Annotated in this window: 21 protein-coding genes; 1 reads left to right on the forward strand and 20 read right to left on the reverse strand. The window is 53.9% G+C overall.

Features of this window, described 5'->3' with window-relative positions:
- Positions 1 to 30 precede the first annotated feature (30 nt).
- From QWJ10_RS01540 to trmJ, 13 genes are all read right to left on the reverse strand, one after another.
- Positions 31 to 1053 carry a RodZ family helix-turn-helix domain-containing protein gene (locus QWJ10_RS01540; protein ID WP_074827976.1) on the reverse strand — a complete coding sequence of 341 codons (1023 nt, stop codon included), beginning with the start codon at positions 1051 to 1053 and terminating at the stop codon, positions 31 to 33.
- The gene (pilW, locus tag QWJ10_RS01545) at positions 1050 to 1811 is read right to left on the reverse strand and encodes a type IV pilus biogenesis/stability protein PilW (RefSeq protein ID WP_026003924.1); all 762 of its coding nucleotides are present in this window, start codon (positions 1809 to 1811) and stop codon (positions 1050 to 1052) included. Before pilW ends, QWJ10_RS01540 begins: the two co-directional genes overlap by 4 nt.
- A gap of 17 nt (positions 1812 to 1828) precedes the next feature.
- Complete coding sequence (gene rlmN / locus QWJ10_RS01550; protein ID WP_074827970.1) at positions 1829 to 2974, reverse strand: 23S rRNA (adenine(2503)-C(2))-methyltransferase RlmN; 1146 nt, start codon at positions 2972 to 2974, stop codon at positions 1829 to 1831.
- A gap of 15 nt (positions 2975 to 2989) precedes the next feature.
- Complete coding sequence (gene ndk, locus QWJ10_RS01555) at positions 2990 to 3421, reverse strand: nucleoside-diphosphate kinase (protein ID WP_010797326.1); 432 nt, start codon at positions 3419 to 3421, stop codon at positions 2990 to 2992.
- Positions 3422 to 3510: 89 nt separating this feature from the next.
- Complete coding sequence (gene iscX, locus QWJ10_RS01560; RefSeq protein WP_010797325.1) at positions 3511 to 3711, reverse strand: Fe-S cluster assembly protein IscX; 201 nt, start codon at positions 3709 to 3711, stop codon at positions 3511 to 3513.
- 11 nt (positions 3712 to 3722) lie between these two features.
- Positions 3723 to 4061 (reverse strand): ISC system 2Fe-2S type ferredoxin, encoded by a 339-nt coding sequence (gene fdx, locus QWJ10_RS01565; protein ID WP_010797324.1) that lies wholly within the window; start codon positions 4059 to 4061, stop codon positions 3723 to 3725.
- 7 nt (positions 4062 to 4068) lie between these two features.
- Positions 4069 to 5928 (reverse strand): Fe-S protein assembly chaperone HscA, encoded by a 1860-nt coding sequence (gene hscA, locus QWJ10_RS01570; RefSeq protein WP_289923849.1) that lies wholly within the window; start codon positions 5926 to 5928, stop codon positions 4069 to 4071.
- A 44-nt stretch (positions 5929 to 5972) separates the two neighbouring features.
- Positions 5973 to 6494, reverse strand: coding sequence for a co-chaperone HscB (gene hscB, locus QWJ10_RS01575; RefSeq protein ID WP_289923851.1), 522 nt, complete (start codon positions 6492 to 6494; stop codon positions 5973 to 5975).
- Positions 6495 to 6502: 8 nt separating this feature from the next.
- The gene (gene iscA, locus QWJ10_RS01580) at positions 6503 to 6826 is read right to left on the reverse strand and encodes an iron-sulfur cluster assembly protein IscA (RefSeq protein WP_074827960.1); all 324 of its coding nucleotides are present in this window, start codon (positions 6824 to 6826) and stop codon (positions 6503 to 6505) included.
- A 10-nt stretch (positions 6827 to 6836) separates the two neighbouring features.
- A complete protein-coding gene (gene iscU / locus QWJ10_RS01585) occupies positions 6837 to 7223 on the reverse strand; it encodes a Fe-S cluster assembly scaffold IscU (protein ID WP_019365648.1) in 387 nt (128 codons plus the stop codon).
- A gap of 28 nt (positions 7224 to 7251) precedes the next feature.
- Complete coding sequence (locus QWJ10_RS01590; RefSeq protein ID WP_010797319.1) at positions 7252 to 8466, reverse strand: IscS subfamily cysteine desulfurase; 1215 nt, start codon at positions 8464 to 8466, stop codon at positions 7252 to 7254.
- 31 nt (positions 8467 to 8497) lie between these two features.
- Positions 8498 to 8995, reverse strand: a complete 498-nt coding sequence (gene iscR, locus QWJ10_RS01595; RefSeq protein WP_010797318.1) for a Fe-S cluster assembly transcriptional regulator IscR — start codon at positions 8993 to 8995, stop codon at positions 8498 to 8500.
- Between the two features lie 133 nt (positions 8996 to 9128).
- Positions 9129 to 9902 (reverse strand): tRNA (cytosine(32)/uridine(32)-2'-O)-methyltransferase TrmJ, encoded by a 774-nt coding sequence (trmJ, locus tag QWJ10_RS01600; RefSeq protein ID WP_026003925.1) that lies wholly within the window; start codon positions 9900 to 9902, stop codon positions 9129 to 9131.
- Positions 9903 to 10037: 135 nt separating this feature from the next.
- Here trmJ and suhB point away from each other — a divergent pair, with 135 nt between their 5' ends.
- Positions 10038 to 10853 (forward strand): inositol-phosphate phosphatase, encoded by an 816-nt coding sequence (suhB, locus tag QWJ10_RS01605; RefSeq protein WP_289923860.1) that lies wholly within the window; start codon positions 10038 to 10040, stop codon positions 10851 to 10853.
- 34 nt (positions 10854 to 10887) lie between these two features.
- On the opposite strand, the gene QWJ10_RS01610 is transcribed toward suhB, so the two are convergent.
- The 7 genes from QWJ10_RS01610 to rplM all read right to left on the reverse strand — a co-directional run bounded on the left by QWJ10_RS01610 (position 10888) and on the right by rplM (position 15562).
- Positions 10888 to 11298 carry a ClpXP protease specificity-enhancing factor gene (locus tag QWJ10_RS01610; RefSeq protein WP_010797315.1) on the reverse strand — a complete coding sequence of 137 codons (411 nt, stop codon included), beginning with the start codon at positions 11296 to 11298 and terminating at the stop codon, positions 10888 to 10890.
- A 13-nt stretch (positions 11299 to 11311) separates the two neighbouring features.
- Positions 11312 to 11929 carry a glutathione S-transferase N-terminal domain-containing protein gene (locus QWJ10_RS01615; protein WP_219650607.1) on the reverse strand — a complete coding sequence of 206 codons (618 nt, stop codon included), beginning with the start codon at positions 11927 to 11929 and terminating at the stop codon, positions 11312 to 11314.
- 75 nt (positions 11930 to 12004) lie between these two features.
- Positions 12005 to 12694, reverse strand: coding sequence for a cytochrome c1 (locus tag QWJ10_RS01620; protein ID WP_289923872.1), 690 nt, complete (start codon positions 12692 to 12694; stop codon positions 12005 to 12007).
- Between the two features lie 38 nt (positions 12695 to 12732).
- Complete coding sequence (locus QWJ10_RS01625) at positions 12733 to 13944, reverse strand: cytochrome bc complex cytochrome b subunit (RefSeq protein ID WP_289923874.1); 1212 nt, start codon at positions 13942 to 13944, stop codon at positions 12733 to 12735.
- The gene (gene petA, locus QWJ10_RS01630; protein WP_289923875.1) at positions 13941 to 14537 is read right to left on the reverse strand and encodes a ubiquinol-cytochrome c reductase iron-sulfur subunit; all 597 of its coding nucleotides are present in this window, start codon (positions 14535 to 14537) and stop codon (positions 13941 to 13943) included. Before petA ends, QWJ10_RS01625 begins: the two co-directional genes overlap by 4 nt.
- A 188-nt stretch (positions 14538 to 14725) precedes the next feature.
- Positions 14726 to 15118, reverse strand: coding sequence for a 30S ribosomal protein S9 (gene rpsI, locus QWJ10_RS01635; RefSeq protein WP_010797310.1), 393 nt, complete (start codon positions 15116 to 15118; stop codon positions 14726 to 14728).
- Positions 15119 to 15133: 15 nt separating this feature from the next.
- On the reverse strand, positions 15134 to 15562 hold the full coding sequence (gene rplM, locus QWJ10_RS01640; RefSeq protein WP_010797309.1) for a 50S ribosomal protein L13: 429 nt from the start codon (positions 15560 to 15562) through the stop codon (positions 15134 to 15136).
- Positions 15563 to 15579: the final 17 nt, after the last annotated feature.

A 15579-nucleotide genomic window follows, 5' to 3' on the forward strand; every position in this document is an offset into this window, starting at 1 on the left:
GATGCCGCTTTGATCGTACTGCAATTCTGGTTACTGAGACGCCTGCCCTACTTTGAAGCGAGCAGTTTCCCCACGTACATAGGGCTTGATGTCTACCGGCTGGCCGTTATAGGTAATTTGCGCACCCCGTGCGTAGCCTAAACGAATCTCCACAGGAGCTTTTACCGTTTCAAACTGCAGGGTATCACCCTTTCGTTTGAGGCCACTGTAAATAACTTTCCCCGACGCATCTGTGATCTGCATCCAGCAGTCCGCTACCAACTGAATGCTCAAGCCTCCCTGCTCTGCCGCTGGCGCAGTTTCGCCGGCTGGCGGCGTGGTAGGCGCAAGCGCAGCATCGGTCGATACAACCGGAGTAGTCGGTGTAGCGGCCGTAGCAGGAGCAGCATTCGCAGCGCCATTGGCTGCCGTACCGGAAGCGGTATTCGGGGCAGGCACAGGCGTTTGCGCAACAGCATTGGCAGCAGGAGCAGTCGGTGTAGCGGGCACACCTGGCTCTGATGCAGCGGGCACCTCAGCCTTTTGAGCTTCCGCCACCGCCTGATCTTCAGGCTCATCAAGCGTATGAATTTCAGTAGTGCCGTCTGCGCTTTCTACTTCGACATGCTCAAGGCTAAGGCCATTACCGCCCATACCAAGCCCGGAGCGCTCCTGCCACCAGAACAGGCCAAGCCCAATGATAACAACGACCAGAATAAAGCTGACGATACGCAGGACATTACGCGACAAGCGCACCGGTTCTTCAACACGGTTTATGGTGTGAACCGTACTGCCTTTGGCATCGGTCCCTGTGTACTGATCGAAGACCTTTACAAGCTCAGCCTGATCGAGCCCCAGCAGCTTCCCATAGGAGCGGACATAACCGCGGGCAAACGTATGCCCTGGCAGCTTTTGATAGTCCCCAGCTTCCAGCAACTCGATGACATGCCCACTCAGATTCATCTGAGCAGCCACTTGAGCGATGCTCCACCCATTGGAAATGCGAGCCTGGCGCAGTATGTCGCCTGGATTACCACGAGCTGACATTACAGCCTCAGGTTGCACATTACTCATCGTTGCTCCGACTGAAGTTGTTTATATTCTTCAGAAGCGGGATAAAGCCGCTTCAATTGCAAGGTATAACTGGCAGCCGTATCGCGATCGTTGAATACTTCGGCCAGACGGATGCCCAGTAAAAGGCTACGCGCATCCTGGGGCGAAATGCGGCTAAATGCTTCGTAATACCCACGTGCAGGTACATACTCACGAGCCGCATAAGAGAGCTGCGCCATTTCCAGCAAAGCCTTGGGTTGGTTGCTGTTCAGTCTCAGCGACTTCTCCAAATACTGGCGTGCCAATTCGGGCTTATTCAACCTTAACGCAGTTAAACCGAGGTTTTCAAAGACTCGCGAGCGTTCAGGGTACAAAGGATCCTGCGAGGCCTCTATGAAACGATCATAGGCTTCGCTGTATCGCTTCTGCTCAAAAAGAAAGCTTCCGTAATTATTGAGAATACGGGAATCGTTACGGCGTGCTGACATGGCCTTGCGGTATTCTTCGTCAGCCAGTTTGGGCTCCATCTCGGTCTGGAACACCAATGCCAGCGCGGCATGGGCATCGGCGCTCGAGGAGTCAAGCTGCAGGGCCTGTTTCAGCGGGATCTTGGCCTGCTCGGTGTTTCCTTCCTGCAGATAGCCCAGACCCAACTGAATGTAGGCGTCCCGGGCATGATCACGACCTTTTCCCGTACTCAGAGGGTCAGTAGAGCCAGTAGTGACGCAGCCGGTTAAAAGTCCTGCAACTGCCAAAGCCAATACTGCACGCAACATCACTAACCCTCTCCTTTTAATTAATTCTGGCGAACACCCAAAGCCGCATCGTTCTCATTATTCAACTGGCGTACAGCAATGTACCGCTCGCTTCGCCGAGTACGGTCCATAACCTTTCCCACCAGCTGCCCACAGGCTGCATCGATATCATCGCCACGCGTAGTACGCACGGTGACATTGAAACCGGCCTGCTGCAGGAGTTCCTGGAAGCGACGCACCGCATTCTTGCTGGGGCGCTCGTAACCGGAATGAGGGAAAGGATTAAAAGGAATCAAATTGATCTTGCAGGGCACGTTGCGCAGCAATTCAATCATCTGCACAGCATGCTCGGGCTGGTCGTTGACGTCCTTGAGTAGAGTGTACTCAATGGTCAGAACACGTTTTTCACCCAGCTGACCAATGTACCGCTGACAGGCATCCAGCAGCATGGCCAGAGGATACTTGCGATTGATCGGTACCAGCTCGTTGCGCAAGGCGTCGTTGGGCGCATGCAGCGACAGCGCCAGAGACACATCGACGTGCTTGGCCAGCTCTTCAATCATGGGCACTACCCCTGACGTGGATAGCGTTACCTTGCGCTTGGATATTCCATAGCCCAAGTCATCCATCATGATTTGCATGGCAGCTACGACATTGTCGAAATTGAGCAGCGGCTCACCCATGCCCATCATCACGACGTTCGTAATGGCACGGTCGATCTTGGCCGGCACAGTACCAAATGACTTGTTGGCAACCCACACTTGGCCGATGACTTCGGCAGCCGTGAGATTGCTATTGAAACCTTGCTTTCCGGTCGAACAGAAACTGCAGTCAAGTGCACAGCCTGCCTGTGACGAAACACACAGCGTGCCACGCTTGTCCTGAGGAATGTAAACCGTCTCAACGCAGCTACCGGAAGCCACACGAATAACCCACTTCCGAGTGCCATCCGCCGAAATATCTTCACTTACCACTTCGGGGCCACGAACCTCGGCGCAGGCCTTGAGCTTTTCGCGCAAGGCCTTGCCGAGATTACTCATGGCGTCAAAATCATCAACGCCAAAGTGGTGAATCCATTTCATCACTTGGCCGGCACGAAAGCGCTTCTCTCCGATGGACTCGAAGAACTGCTCCATTTGTGGCTGGGTAAGCCCCAGCAGGTTAGTCTTGCCGACTGTATTACTCATGGATTCACCTGTGGATCAGCGGGTGCGCTCGCAAACTTCAGTTGCAGCGAAGAAGTAAGCAATTTCACGGGCAGCCGATGCTTCGGAATCAGAACCGTGAACAGCGTTTTCATCGATGGAAACAGCGAAATCAGCGCGGATGGTACCGGCGTCTGCTTTCTTGGGATCGGTAGCGCCCATCAGCTCACGGTTCTTGGCGATGGCGTTTTCGCCTTCCAGAACCTGAACAACGACCGGACCGGAAGTCATGAAGGACACCAGATCCTTGAAGAAAGGACGCTCTTTGTGCTCAGCATAGAAGCCACCGGCCTCGCGCTCGGAGAGCTGAACCATCTTCGCGGCCACAACGCGCAGGCCAGCCTTTTCGAAGCGAGTGATGATTTCACCAACGACGTTCTTGGCTACAGCGTCCGGCTTGATGATAGAAAGGGTGCGTTGAACAGACATGACAACTCCAAAGTTGGGCATTTAGCAAAAACGAAACCCGCGGATTATACGCGGGCTTCGGTCAAAAGCGTAGGCTAACGAAGAATAGGTTAGTCCGCTTCTTCAATCCACGCAGCCTGGATGGCTTCGAGTACCTTCTCGCCACCCCGCTGGGGGTCATCGTCAAACCCGGGCAGTGCGGTGACCCAGTTACGCAAATTCACGAAATTTACATAGCGGGGATCCACATCCGGGTGAGCTTCGGAAAGAGCGATTGCGATATCCAGCACATCGACCCATTTCATCGCCATGATGATCTTCCTTAGTGACGTTCCGATACCTGATTGATGGTGTAGCGGGGAATTTCAACGACCAAGTCGGCAGTGCCAACCTTTGCCTGACAGGACAGCCGGGACTCCGGCTCCAGCCCCCATGCCTTGTCCAGCATGTCATCTTCAAGCTCGTCAGACGGCTCCATGGAGCCGAAGCCTTCACGAACGACGACATGGCAGGTCGTACAGGCACAAGACATCTCACAGGCATGCTCGACTTCAATACCGTTGCGCAACGCTGCATCGATAATGGTTTCACCTTCTTCGGCCTGGATCACCGCGCCCTCGGGGCAATGCTCTGGGTGGGGCAGAAAAACGATCTGCGGCATGGTGAACTTACTCCTGGATTTCGTTAAGACGACGACCCGCCAGGGCCGCCTTGATCGATGCATCCATCCGGCGAGCCGCGAATGCATCGGTCACTTGGGAAAGACGCTTGGTTTGTACTTCAATAGCAGAGACATCTGAATGGTCGACAAGACTCTTTAGCTTGTCGATCTCGGCCTCTATAACTTCACGCTCTTCAGCGTCCAGCAAACGATCGCCGTCCTCAGCGACAGCCGCCTGGACCGCCTCTAGAAGACGTTGCGCCTCAACCTGCTGCTCACGTAGCACGCGAGCGTTCATGTCATCGCCGGCATTCTGGAAAGAATCCTGCAGCATACGCGCGATTTCACCATCCGTCAGACCATAGGATGGCTTGACCTGGATACTGGCTTCCACACCACTGGAGAGCTCTCGCGCCGAGACGCTGAGCAAGCCGTCCGCATCGACCTGAAAAGTCACACGGATCTTGGCAGCGCCAGCCACCATAGGCGGAATGCCGCGCAGCTCGAAACGCGCCAGCGAACGAGCATCTTTCACCAGCTCTCGCTCACCCTGCAGCACATGAATCATCATGGCTGACTGGCCATCTTTATACGTTGTGAAATCCTGGGCACGTGCCACAGGTATGGTCGTGTTACGCGGGATAATCTTTTCCATCAAACCGCCCATGGTTTCAAGCCCAAGGGAGAGCGGAATGACATCCAGCAGCAAGAGCTCTTCGCCACCACGATTACCCGCCAGGGTATCAGCCTGAATGGCCGCACCGATGGCAACAACCTTATCCGGATCAATATCCGTCAGTGGCTCGCGACCGAACAGTCTGGCCACTGCGGATCGGACTTGCGGCACGCGAGTGGAGCCACCCACCATGACCACCGCCTTGACTTCCTCAAGCTCGCAACCAGAGTCACGCACTGCACGACGGCAAGCTTTCAGGCTTCGCGCGATCAACGGCGCGATCAGTGTTTCAAAGTGCTCGCGAGTAAGCTCGCCCTGCCAGGTACCGTAACTGAGCGTAACAGTAGGTTGCGCCGACAATTGCTCTTTGGCCATGCAGCCTAATTGCAGTAACTGACGTTGCTCCGAGGGCGACAGATCAGTAGACAGCCCCGCCTGTTCGATTACCCAGGTCGCAATGGCATGGTCGAAATCATCACCACCCAAGGCACTATCACCTCCGGTAGCCAGAACTTCGAAAACCCCTTTGCTCAAACGCAGGATGGAAATATCAAATGTGCCACCGCCCAGGTCATAGATCGCAATGAGGCCCTCCGCACCACGATCCAGCCCATAGGCCACTGCCGCTGCGGTGGGCTCATTGAGCAGCCGCAACACATTCAAACCGGCCAGCTTGGCAGCGTCCTTGGTCGCTTGGCGCTGCGCGTCATCAAAGTAAGCCGGAACGGTAATTACCGCGCCGACCAACTCACCACCCAAGGTCTTTTCTGCACGCGAACGCAGTACACGAAGGATTTCGGCTGACACCTCAACAGGGCTCTTGAGCCCCTGTATCGTCTCGATGAAAGGCATGTGGGACTCGCCTTCAGCGAATCGATAGGGTAACTGCTCGCCCAACTGCTTGATGTCAGCCAGACCGCGACCCATGAAGCGCTTTACGGAAAGAATCGTATTGAAAGGGTCTTGTGCAGCACTTTGCTTGGCTACATCCCCTACTTCAATATCCTTTTCCAGATAGCGAACAGCTGAGGGAAGAATGACACCGCCCTGCTCATCAGGAAGCGGCTCAGAGACGCCGCTGCGCACGGCAGCGACAAGAGAATTCGTAGTCCCCAGATCAATCCCTACCGCCAACTTGCGTTGATGCGGCTTGGGAGCCATTCCAGGTTCGGCAATTTGCAATAAAGCCATTGCTATTCAGCTTGTGCTAGGGGCGCCTTTAAGCAGGCGCCAGATTAATCGTCGAGGCGCTCTTCCAACTGACGCACTTCGCTGCTCAGCTTGTCGAGAAACTGCATGCGGCGAACAAGCCGCTCTGCAGTTTCCTGTTTCGAAGCGTTCTCCCAACACGAATCGAACTCATGCTCGAGTTCAGCCTGGGACTTCTTCAAACGCTGTTTGAAGGGCGCGATACCTTCAACATCCCCCTCGTCTTGCAATTCTTCCAACTCTTCACGCCACTGCATCTGCTGAAGGAGAAAGTCGGGATCCTGGATAGTCGCCTCAACAGGCATTTCATGCCCTTGAAGCGACAGCAGGTAACGGGCTCGCCGCGAGGGAGTCTTGAGAACGTGATACGCCTCGTTCAACTGCGCCGCACGCTCCAGTGCCTGTCGCCGCTCCCGCTCGGGGGCATCGGCAAAGCGATCAGGATGCACTGTACGCGCAAGCTCACGATAGCGACTCGAAAGCTGCTCGAGATCAAGCGCAAAAGACGGCTTGAGATCGAACAAGGCAAAGTGACAAGGCGTTCCCACGGGCGACCTCAAACGTTGAAGCTTTCGCCGCAGCCACACTCACCGCGCACGTTAGGGTTATTGAACTTGAATCCCTCGTTGAGTCCTTCCTTGACGAAGTCCAGTTCAGTACCGTCAAGGTAGACAAGGCTCTTCGGATCAATGATGACCTTGACGCCATGGCTTTCGAACACCTGATCTTCTTCAGCCAGCGTATCAACGAATTCCAGCACATAGGCCAAGCCCGAACATCCGGTGGTACGTACGCCCAGACGGATACCTTCGCCTTTGCCGCGTCCTTCCAGAGAACGCTGCACGTGACGTGCAGCAGATTCAGTCATGCTAATGGCCATCAGTGCCTCCTCAAGCCAAACCTTTCTTCTGCTTATAGTCCTGCACCGCCGCCTTGATGGCGTCTTCGGCCAGAACCGAGCAGTGAATCTTGACCGGAGGCAAAGCTAGCTCTTCAGCAATCATGGAGTTCTTGATCGCCTCTGCCTCATCGATGGTCTTGCCCTTCATCCACTCGGTAGCGAGCGAGCTGGAAGCGATGGCAGAGCCACAGCCATAGGTCTTGAAGCGTGCATCTTCGATGATGCCCTGATCGTTGACCTTGATCTGCAGACGCATGACATCACCACACGCCGGCGCACCAACCATGCCTGTTCCGACGTCAGGATCTTCGGCATCGAATTTGCCAACGTTACGCGGGTTTTCGTAGTGATCGATTACTTTATCGCTGTAAGCCATTTCTCAATCCTCACTCATCAGGAGCGGTTTAGTGTGCCTGCCATTCAACTGTGGTCAGGTCAACGCCCTCTTTGTACATATCCCACAACGGAGAAAGTTCACGCAGCTTGGTTACTGCATCACGCACTTTCTCGGCGGCGTAATCAACTTCTTCTTCGGTCGTGAAACGGCCAAAGGTGAAACGAATGGAGCTATGAGCCAGTTCATCGTTACGGCCTAACGCGCGCAGCACATAGGAAGGCTCAAGCGAGGCCGAAGTACAGGCCGAACCCGACGATACCGCCAGATCCTTGAGCGCCATGATCAGGGATTCACCCTCTACATAGTTGAAGCTCAAGTTCAGGTTATGCGGTACGCGTGAAACCAGACTGCCGTTTACATACAGCTCTTCCATATCCTGAAGCTTGCTGTAGAAACGATCGCTCAGCGCCTTGATACGAACGTTTTCCTGCGCCATCTCTTCCTTAGCAATTCGGAAGGCCTCGCCCATCCCGACGATCTGGTGAGTCGCCAGCGTACCGGAACGCATACCACGCTCGTGACCGCCGCCATGGGTCTGCGCCTCAAGACGAACGCGCGGCTTACGACGAACATAAAGCGCACCAATACCTTTCGGACCATAGGTCTTGTGTGCCGAGAAGGACATGAGGTCAACTTTCAGCGTCTCAAGGTCGATCTCAACCTTACCGGTTGACTGAGCAGCATCCACATGGAACAGGATGCCACGGGCACGCGTAAGCTCACCCAGCGCAGCGATGTCATTGATGGTGCCGATCTCGTTGTTGACGTGCATCAGGGAAACCAGAATGGTGTCCTCACGCAATACTGCTTCAACCATATCCGGCGTGATCAGGCCATCTTCGCCTGGCTCTAGGTAAGTCACCTCAAAACCTTCGCGCTCGAGCTGGCGAGTCGTATCTAATACGGCCTTGTGCTCGATCTTCGACGTAATGATGTGCTTGCCCTTGCTCTGATAGAAGTGAGCCACACCTTTGATCGCCAGGTTATCCGATTCGGTCGCACCGGATGTCCAAACGATTTCACGCGGATCGGCATTCACCAGCTCGGCGACCTGACGGCGAGCATTCTCGACCGCTTCTTCAGCCTTCCAGCCAAACATGTGCGAGCGCGAGGCTGGATTACCAAAGTTACCATCCACCAAGAGACACTCGCTCATTTTCTGAGCGACACGTGGATCGACTGGAGTAGTTGCAGAGTAATCAAGATAAATCGGTAATTTCATCGGTAACTCCTATATCAGGCTGGCGGCCGGCTCACTCAATAGCGGACGCTTCAATCTTTTCAATGTCCGAGGCACGAGTTCGGCTATTGCACACTCGCTTGTCCTGACGGTTCGCTACAGCTTGTATCTCATTACGCGCGACTAGATCCGCTAGCGTGATACCGCTGAGAAACGTATGAATCTGCTCGCTCAGATCGCACCACAAGTGATGCGTCAGGCATATGTCACCGGAGTGGCAATCGCCCTGCCCCTGACAGCGGGTAGCATCGACAGACTCGTTTACGGCATCGATGACCTGAGCGACATGAATGTCCTGCATATCGCGCGACAGTTGATAACCACCGCCCGGTCCACGCACACTGGTTACCAAAGTGCCACGGCGCAACTTGGCAAACAGCTGCTCAAGATAGGAAAGCGATATACCTTGGCGCTCAGAGATGTCAGCCAGGGAGACCGGTCCACGCTGCGCATGCAGCGCCAGATCAAGCATGGCAGTGACGGCGTATCGTCCTTTGGTTGTCAGTCTCATGGCAAAACCAGGATGTACTTTAGATAGGTCAAGTATGCAATTCCTGACTATTTAAGTCAACTATAAGCCCTATCGATTCAGTCAACCATTAAAGCCGACCAGAGGCGTTGGCGCACTCGGCTAAAACTGGCCTTCAGACATCATCAGTTTTGCATTTTTCGCCACGAACAACCTTTTGCGTCTCGGTCAGAACACCACGAAGGATATTCATCTCCAGCTTGGTGATTGCACTGCGCCCATAAAGCCTGCGTAGGCGAGACATGAGATGGCGAGGCTTCTCGGGATCGAGAAAACGAATATCGATAAGCGTTTCCTCGAGATGGCGATAGAACAGCTCCAACTCCTCAACAGTGACCAGCTGGGTATTGAGCATGGCCGTACTTTCGACCTTGTTCATCTTGGTGGGCTGCCCTTGAAGGGCCAACCATGCCATGCGTACCTCGTAGACGAGCACCTGTACCGCAGCCGCAAGATTCAGAGAGCCAAATTCCGGGTCAGAAGGAATATGAACATGAAAATTGCAGCGCTGAAGCTCTTCATTCGTCAGACCTGCATATTCGCGACCAAATACCAGCGCCACCTCCCCACCCACCTCGGCATGCTGCAGCGACGTTTGTGCGCACTCACGGGGATCGAGCAGCGGCCAGGGGATACGGCGATCCCTTGCGCTGGTTCCCAGAACAACGCTGCACCCTGTCAGCGCATCTTCCAGCGTTTCGACAACACAAGCATTATCCAGCACATCCGTGGCACCGGATGCGCGCGCTACGGCATCGCCATGGGGGAATTGCTCAGGCTGCACCAGATACAGCCGCTTCAATCCCATGTTCTTCATGGCGCGAGCCGCACCGCCAATATTGCCAGGATGGCTTGTGTTAACTAGGACAACGCGTATGTTCTCGAGCAAGTAGCACCCCCTCTTTAAAGGTGCGAATCTTACCGGACCCCTGTGCGCAAAACCATTCATGCCGACAAGGCAACCGCTCTCTGCATTCTTTTCTGCTAGAATAACCGGCTTTCTTTTACAACCAGGTGGTTTCTCATGCAGCCCATGCTGAACATTGCGCTGCGCGCAGCTCGTAGTGCCGGTGAATTGATCTTTCGCTCAATCGAGCGCCTGGACCTCATCGCTATCGACGAAAAAGGCGCCAACGATTTCGTGACCGAGGTCGACCGGGCCGCCGAACAAGCTATTTTCAACGTTTTACGCAAGGCTTACCCCAACCACGGCTTCCTAGGCGAGGAGTCCGGGCTCATCGAAGGTCAGGGTGACGGCGCTGATTATCTGTGGGTCGTCGATCCGCTGGATGGAACCACCAACTTCATTCATGGCGTCCCGCACTTCTCTGTCAGCATCGCGTGCAAGTATCGCGGCCGCATCGAGCATGCCGTTGTATTGGACCCGGTTCGTCAGGAAGAATTTACCGCCAGTCGCGGACGTGGCGCCGCTCTCAATGGCCGACGCTTGCGTGTCAGCGCTCGCAAAAGCCTTGAGGGTGCCTTGATCGGCACTGGCTTCCCGTATCGCTCCAGCAATATGGATTACCTGGATAATTATCTAGGCATGTTCCGCACCCTGAGCACCCAAACCGCAGGTATTCGCCGCGCGGGATCTGCTGCATTGGATCTAGCTTATGTGGCCGCTGGTCGATTCGATGCCTTCTGGGAAATGGGGCTATCCGAGTGGGATATGGCAGCAGGTGCGCTACTGATTCAGGAAGCTGGCGGTCTGGTCAGCGACTTCAATGGCGGCCATGACTACCTTGAAAAAGGCCATGTAGTAGCAGGCAACACCAAGTGCTTCAAAGCACTGTTGACTACGCTGCAACCTCACCTACCCGCCTCACTGAAGCGCTGAATGAAAACCGCCCACTGATGTGGGCGGTTTCGTTTTACTTGACTACTTTCAGGCTAGGCCGCCCTTGCGGCTTGCTTGGCGCCGACTTAGGCGCAGAACCTTCCGACTTACCCTTGGGATCGTCATCTGGAGAAGAAGGCTCCAGATCAAACACCATCCCCTGCCCATTTTCGCGCGCATAGATAGCCAGAACAGCTTGGGTGGGCACATAGAGACTATGGGCTACACCACCAAACCGCCCATCGAAACTCACGGCTTCGTTATCCATGTGCAATTGGCGAATAGCTCCTGGCGCAACGTTGAGAACAATCTGACCGTCACTGGCATAGCCCGGCGGAACCAGCACATTCGGATAGTCCGCATTGACCAGGATATGCGGTGTGCAATCGTTATCCACGATCCACTCATACAGCGCCCGAATCAAATAGGGACGGCTTGAATTCATTATGTTCCTCCTATCAGCGCATCTCGCGCTCAACTGGCGACAAGCTCGCCTGAAAGGTATCGCGGACGAAATGGCGATCCATATAATCAAAAATCGGCTTGGCTTGTCGCGGCAACTCAACACCCAGGCCAGGTAAACGCCAGAGCAAAGGCAATAAATAGCAGTCAACCAAGCTCATTTCCTCATTTAAGAAGAATTTCTTGTCTGCAAAAAGAGGAGCAACCGAAGTAAGACTGCTGGCGAGCTGCCGGCGGACCTGCTGAACATCACCACTTCCCTTTTGCTGACTCATGATGAGATCAGCGTTGTCGCACCAATCCTTCTGGATGCGATGCATGAGCAATCGCATCTGTGCTCGAGCAACAGGGTAAGCCGGCAATAGCGGAGGATGGGGATAACGCTCCTCCAAATACTCCAGCACGATGGTCGAGTCATATAACACAAGATCACGATCCTGCAGAACAGGTAGCGTTCTGTAGGGATTCGCATCAGCCAGTGCTGCCGGATACCTGGCAGGATCGATATCTTTAACCTCCACATCGACCTGCTTCTCGGCAAGCACAAGGCGAACACGATGCGAGTACGGATCCCTAGAGTCAGAAAAACAGGTGAGACGCGTTACATTAGCCATACACTTCTTCGCTGTGCAGCCCCAAACAGGGCAAACGATCGCACCTCACGGCACAGATCCCACTAAAAACAGACATCATTGGACGTCTTTCCAATATTCTCGCTTGAGCAGGTAGGCAAATACAAAAAGAATTGCCAGATACGCCAGAACATAAACGCCAATCCGCTCAGCCTTTTCTTTATTCGGGTCCGCTGAATACGCTAGAAAAGCCACAAGATGGCGAACCGTTTGGTCGAACTGCTCAGCGGTTTGCGATCCTGTCCCTGAAATGACAACAAGCTCCCTGCAACTGCCTGCGCTATTCTCTTCTATAGGCAGACAGGCCTGACGGCCCTGCAAAGCGCCCAGGACATTTGGCATGGCTACATTGGGGTATACGAGGTTGTTCACGCCCCAGGGCCTGGAGGGATCTTCATAAAATCCTTTGAGATAGTGATACAGCCAGTCTTCCCCTCGAACGCGAGCCACCAGCGTCAAATCAGGAGGTACGGCGCCAAACCAGCCCACTGCATCCTCAGCACGCATACTTGAAGTCATGTGATCGCCTGGCTTGGCCTCAGTAAAAATCAGTGTTTTTTGTAGAACATCCTCAGGAATGGAAAGGTCCCTAGCTACATGCTCATAACGCTGATACTGGGTGCCATGACACCCCATACAAAAATTAACAAAGGTGCGCGCCCCTTCCTGAAGGGCGGCCTTGTCAGAAAGGTCAACGCGAACCTTCTCAAACGGAACATTTTCCGCCCCCTTCAGGGCTAATGGCATACACGTGAGCACCAGCAATGCCATTAGCCTGAACAGCATCACCTTACTACCCTCTCAGGTACCAGACCTACCCGCTCGACACGGGTGTAAAACGGCATGAAGACGAAATAGCCAAAGTACAGCACAGTAGCCAAGCGAGATAGAAAAATCCGTTCAGACGTAGGGGGAAGAACCCCTAGTACGCCAAGCGCTACAAAGGCCATACAAAAGAGCAACAGCGCCAATCGGCTCATCCATCCTTTGAAGCGCATCGACTTTACAGGACTGCGATCTAGCCAGGGCACTACGAATAGGACGGCAACAGCTGCTCCCATAATCATGATGCCGGCCAGCTTGTCAGGCACAGCTCGAAGCATCGCGTAAAAAGGCGTGAAATACCAAACTGGAGCGATATGCTCAGGCGTCTTCAGCGGATCGGCAATTTCAAAATTCGATCTCTCCAGAAAATAACCACCACCTTCAGGAAAGAAGAAAACCACGCTACAGAAGATAAAGAGAAAGACCGCCACACCCATTAGGTCTTTGACGGTGTAATACGGATGAAAGGGAATACCATCAAGCGGCCTACCCGTTTCATCAAGGCTTTTTCTGATATCCACCCCCAGCGGATTATTGGAACCCACTTCGTGCAGGGCAAGAATATGCAGCACCACCAATCCGACCAGCAGTAGTGGCAGCGCGATAACATGCAGCGCAAAGAAGCGATTGAGCGTAATACCTGAAATTAGGTAATCGCCGCGTATCCATTGCGCCAAGTCTTCGCCCACCACAGGAATGGCGCCAAACAAAGCGATGATTACCTGAGCCCCCCAATAAGACATCTGCCCCCAAGGCAGCAGGTATCCCATGAACGCCTCGGCCATGAGCACAAGGTATAGCAACATGCCAAAGACCCAGACTAACTCGCGCGGCTTTTGGTAAGACCCATAGAGCAGGCCTCGAAACATATGCAGGTAGACAACAATAAAAACAGCTGAGGCGCCTGTTGAATGCAGATAGCGAATGAGCCAGCCGTAATCAACATCGCGCATGATGTATTCAATTGAAGCAAAGGCACCTGCTGCCGTGGGGGTATAGCTCATCGCCAACCAAATGCCTGTTACCAATTGGTTGAACAGGACAAGCAAGGCCAGGGATCCAAAAAAATAAAAGACATTAAAGTTCTTGGGTGCGTAATAGTGGCTTAGGTGCTCGCTCCATAAACGCGAAGCAGGAAACCGAGCATTTAACCAAGCCTTCAATCTGCTCATCCCGCCTCCTTTTGACTCATGCCTATCACAATAATATGCTCAGACTCGTAAGCGTAAGGCGGGACCACTAGGTTGAGCGGCGCAGGCTGCGCCTTGTATACCCTTCCAGCCAGATCATAGCGTGAGCCATGACACGGGCAGAAATATCCTCCCAACCACTCCGTTCCTAGGTCAGCAGGAGCAACTTCCGGCCTAAAGATCGGGGAGCAGCCCAAATGAGTGCAAACACCTACCACGACCAGCACATCCGGCCTGATTGAACGCAAGCGACTGTTTACATAATCGGGCTGTATTGAGTCATGAGAATCAGGGTCAGCCAGCTGATTTTCCAACCTCGACAGGCGCTCCAATGCATCTGCGCCACGCCTGAGTACAAAAACAGGCTGACCACGCCATTCAATAACAATTTGCCGCCCCGGCTCCAACTTGGAAATATTGACCCTTATCGGAGCGCCAGCGGCTTTCGCCTTGGCACTTGGAGACCATGATTTAATAAACGGGATAGCGGCGCCAGCGACCCCCACTGCGCCTATTACCGAGGTTGCCGCCACCAATAGTCGGCGACGCCCCTGATTGACACTCCCATCATTCATTCAAAGCCCCTTCGGCCACCACCACCCAAGCCATGTCACGCGAAGGCAGAGGATACTTAAATTCAACGAGAGAACCTATTCATCTGCTTTAGCCAAACCTGCCCAAACATAGCTAGGCAACAGACGCAGGGCAAAAAAAAAACCCAGTCTCGAAAGAGACTGGGTTTTGCAAGCAAAGCTGCTGGAGCTTAACGCTTGGAGTACTGCGGACGCTTACGCGCTTTACGCAGACCGACTTTCTTACGCTCAACTTCACGCGCGTCACGGGTAACATAACCCGCCTTGCGCAGAGAGCTGCGGTAGGTTTCATCGTATTCGATCAGAGCACGAGTAATACCGTGACGAATAGCACCGGCCTGGCCGCTAACACCGCCACCCGCAACAGTTACGTACACGTCGAACTTTTCGAGGGTTTCAGTCAGCTCAAGCGGCTGACGAACCACCATGCGAGCTGTTTCACGACCGAAGAATACGTCGATGTTACGATTATTGATGGAAATTTGGCCAGTGCCCGGACGCAGGAAAACGCGAGCGGTAGCTGTCTTACGACGGCCAGTACCGTAATTTTGAGTCGCCGACATTATGTACTATCCCGTTTAAATCTTCAGTTCTTGAGGCTGCTGAGCGGTATGCGGATGAACGCTACCTTTGTAAACCTTCAGCTTACGATACATGTCGCGACCCAGTGGGTTCTTCGGCAGCATACCTTTGACTGCGGTTTCGATAACGCGCTCAGGAGCACGAGCGATCAGCTTTTCGAAGTTGATCGACTTGATACCACCCGGGAAGCCGGAATGGTGGTAGTACATCTTGTCGGTAGTTTTGGCGCCAGTTACACGAACCTGCTCGGCATTGATAACGACGATATAGTCGCCAGTATCAACATGAGGAGTGTATTCCGGCTTATGCTTGCCACGCAGACGGCTAGCAATTTCAGTAGCCAGACGACCCAGGGTCTGGCCGGCAGCGTCGACGACATACCAGTCGCGCTTAACAGTTTCCGGTTTTGCTGTGAAGGTTTTCATTCGTTATGGCCTCAGGG

Source organism: Pseudomonas sp. WAC2 (assembly GCF_030403525.1).
In the GTDB taxonomy this organism is placed as follows: domain Bacteria; phylum Pseudomonadota; class Gammaproteobacteria; order Pseudomonadales; family Pseudomonadaceae; genus Chryseomonas; species Chryseomonas luteola.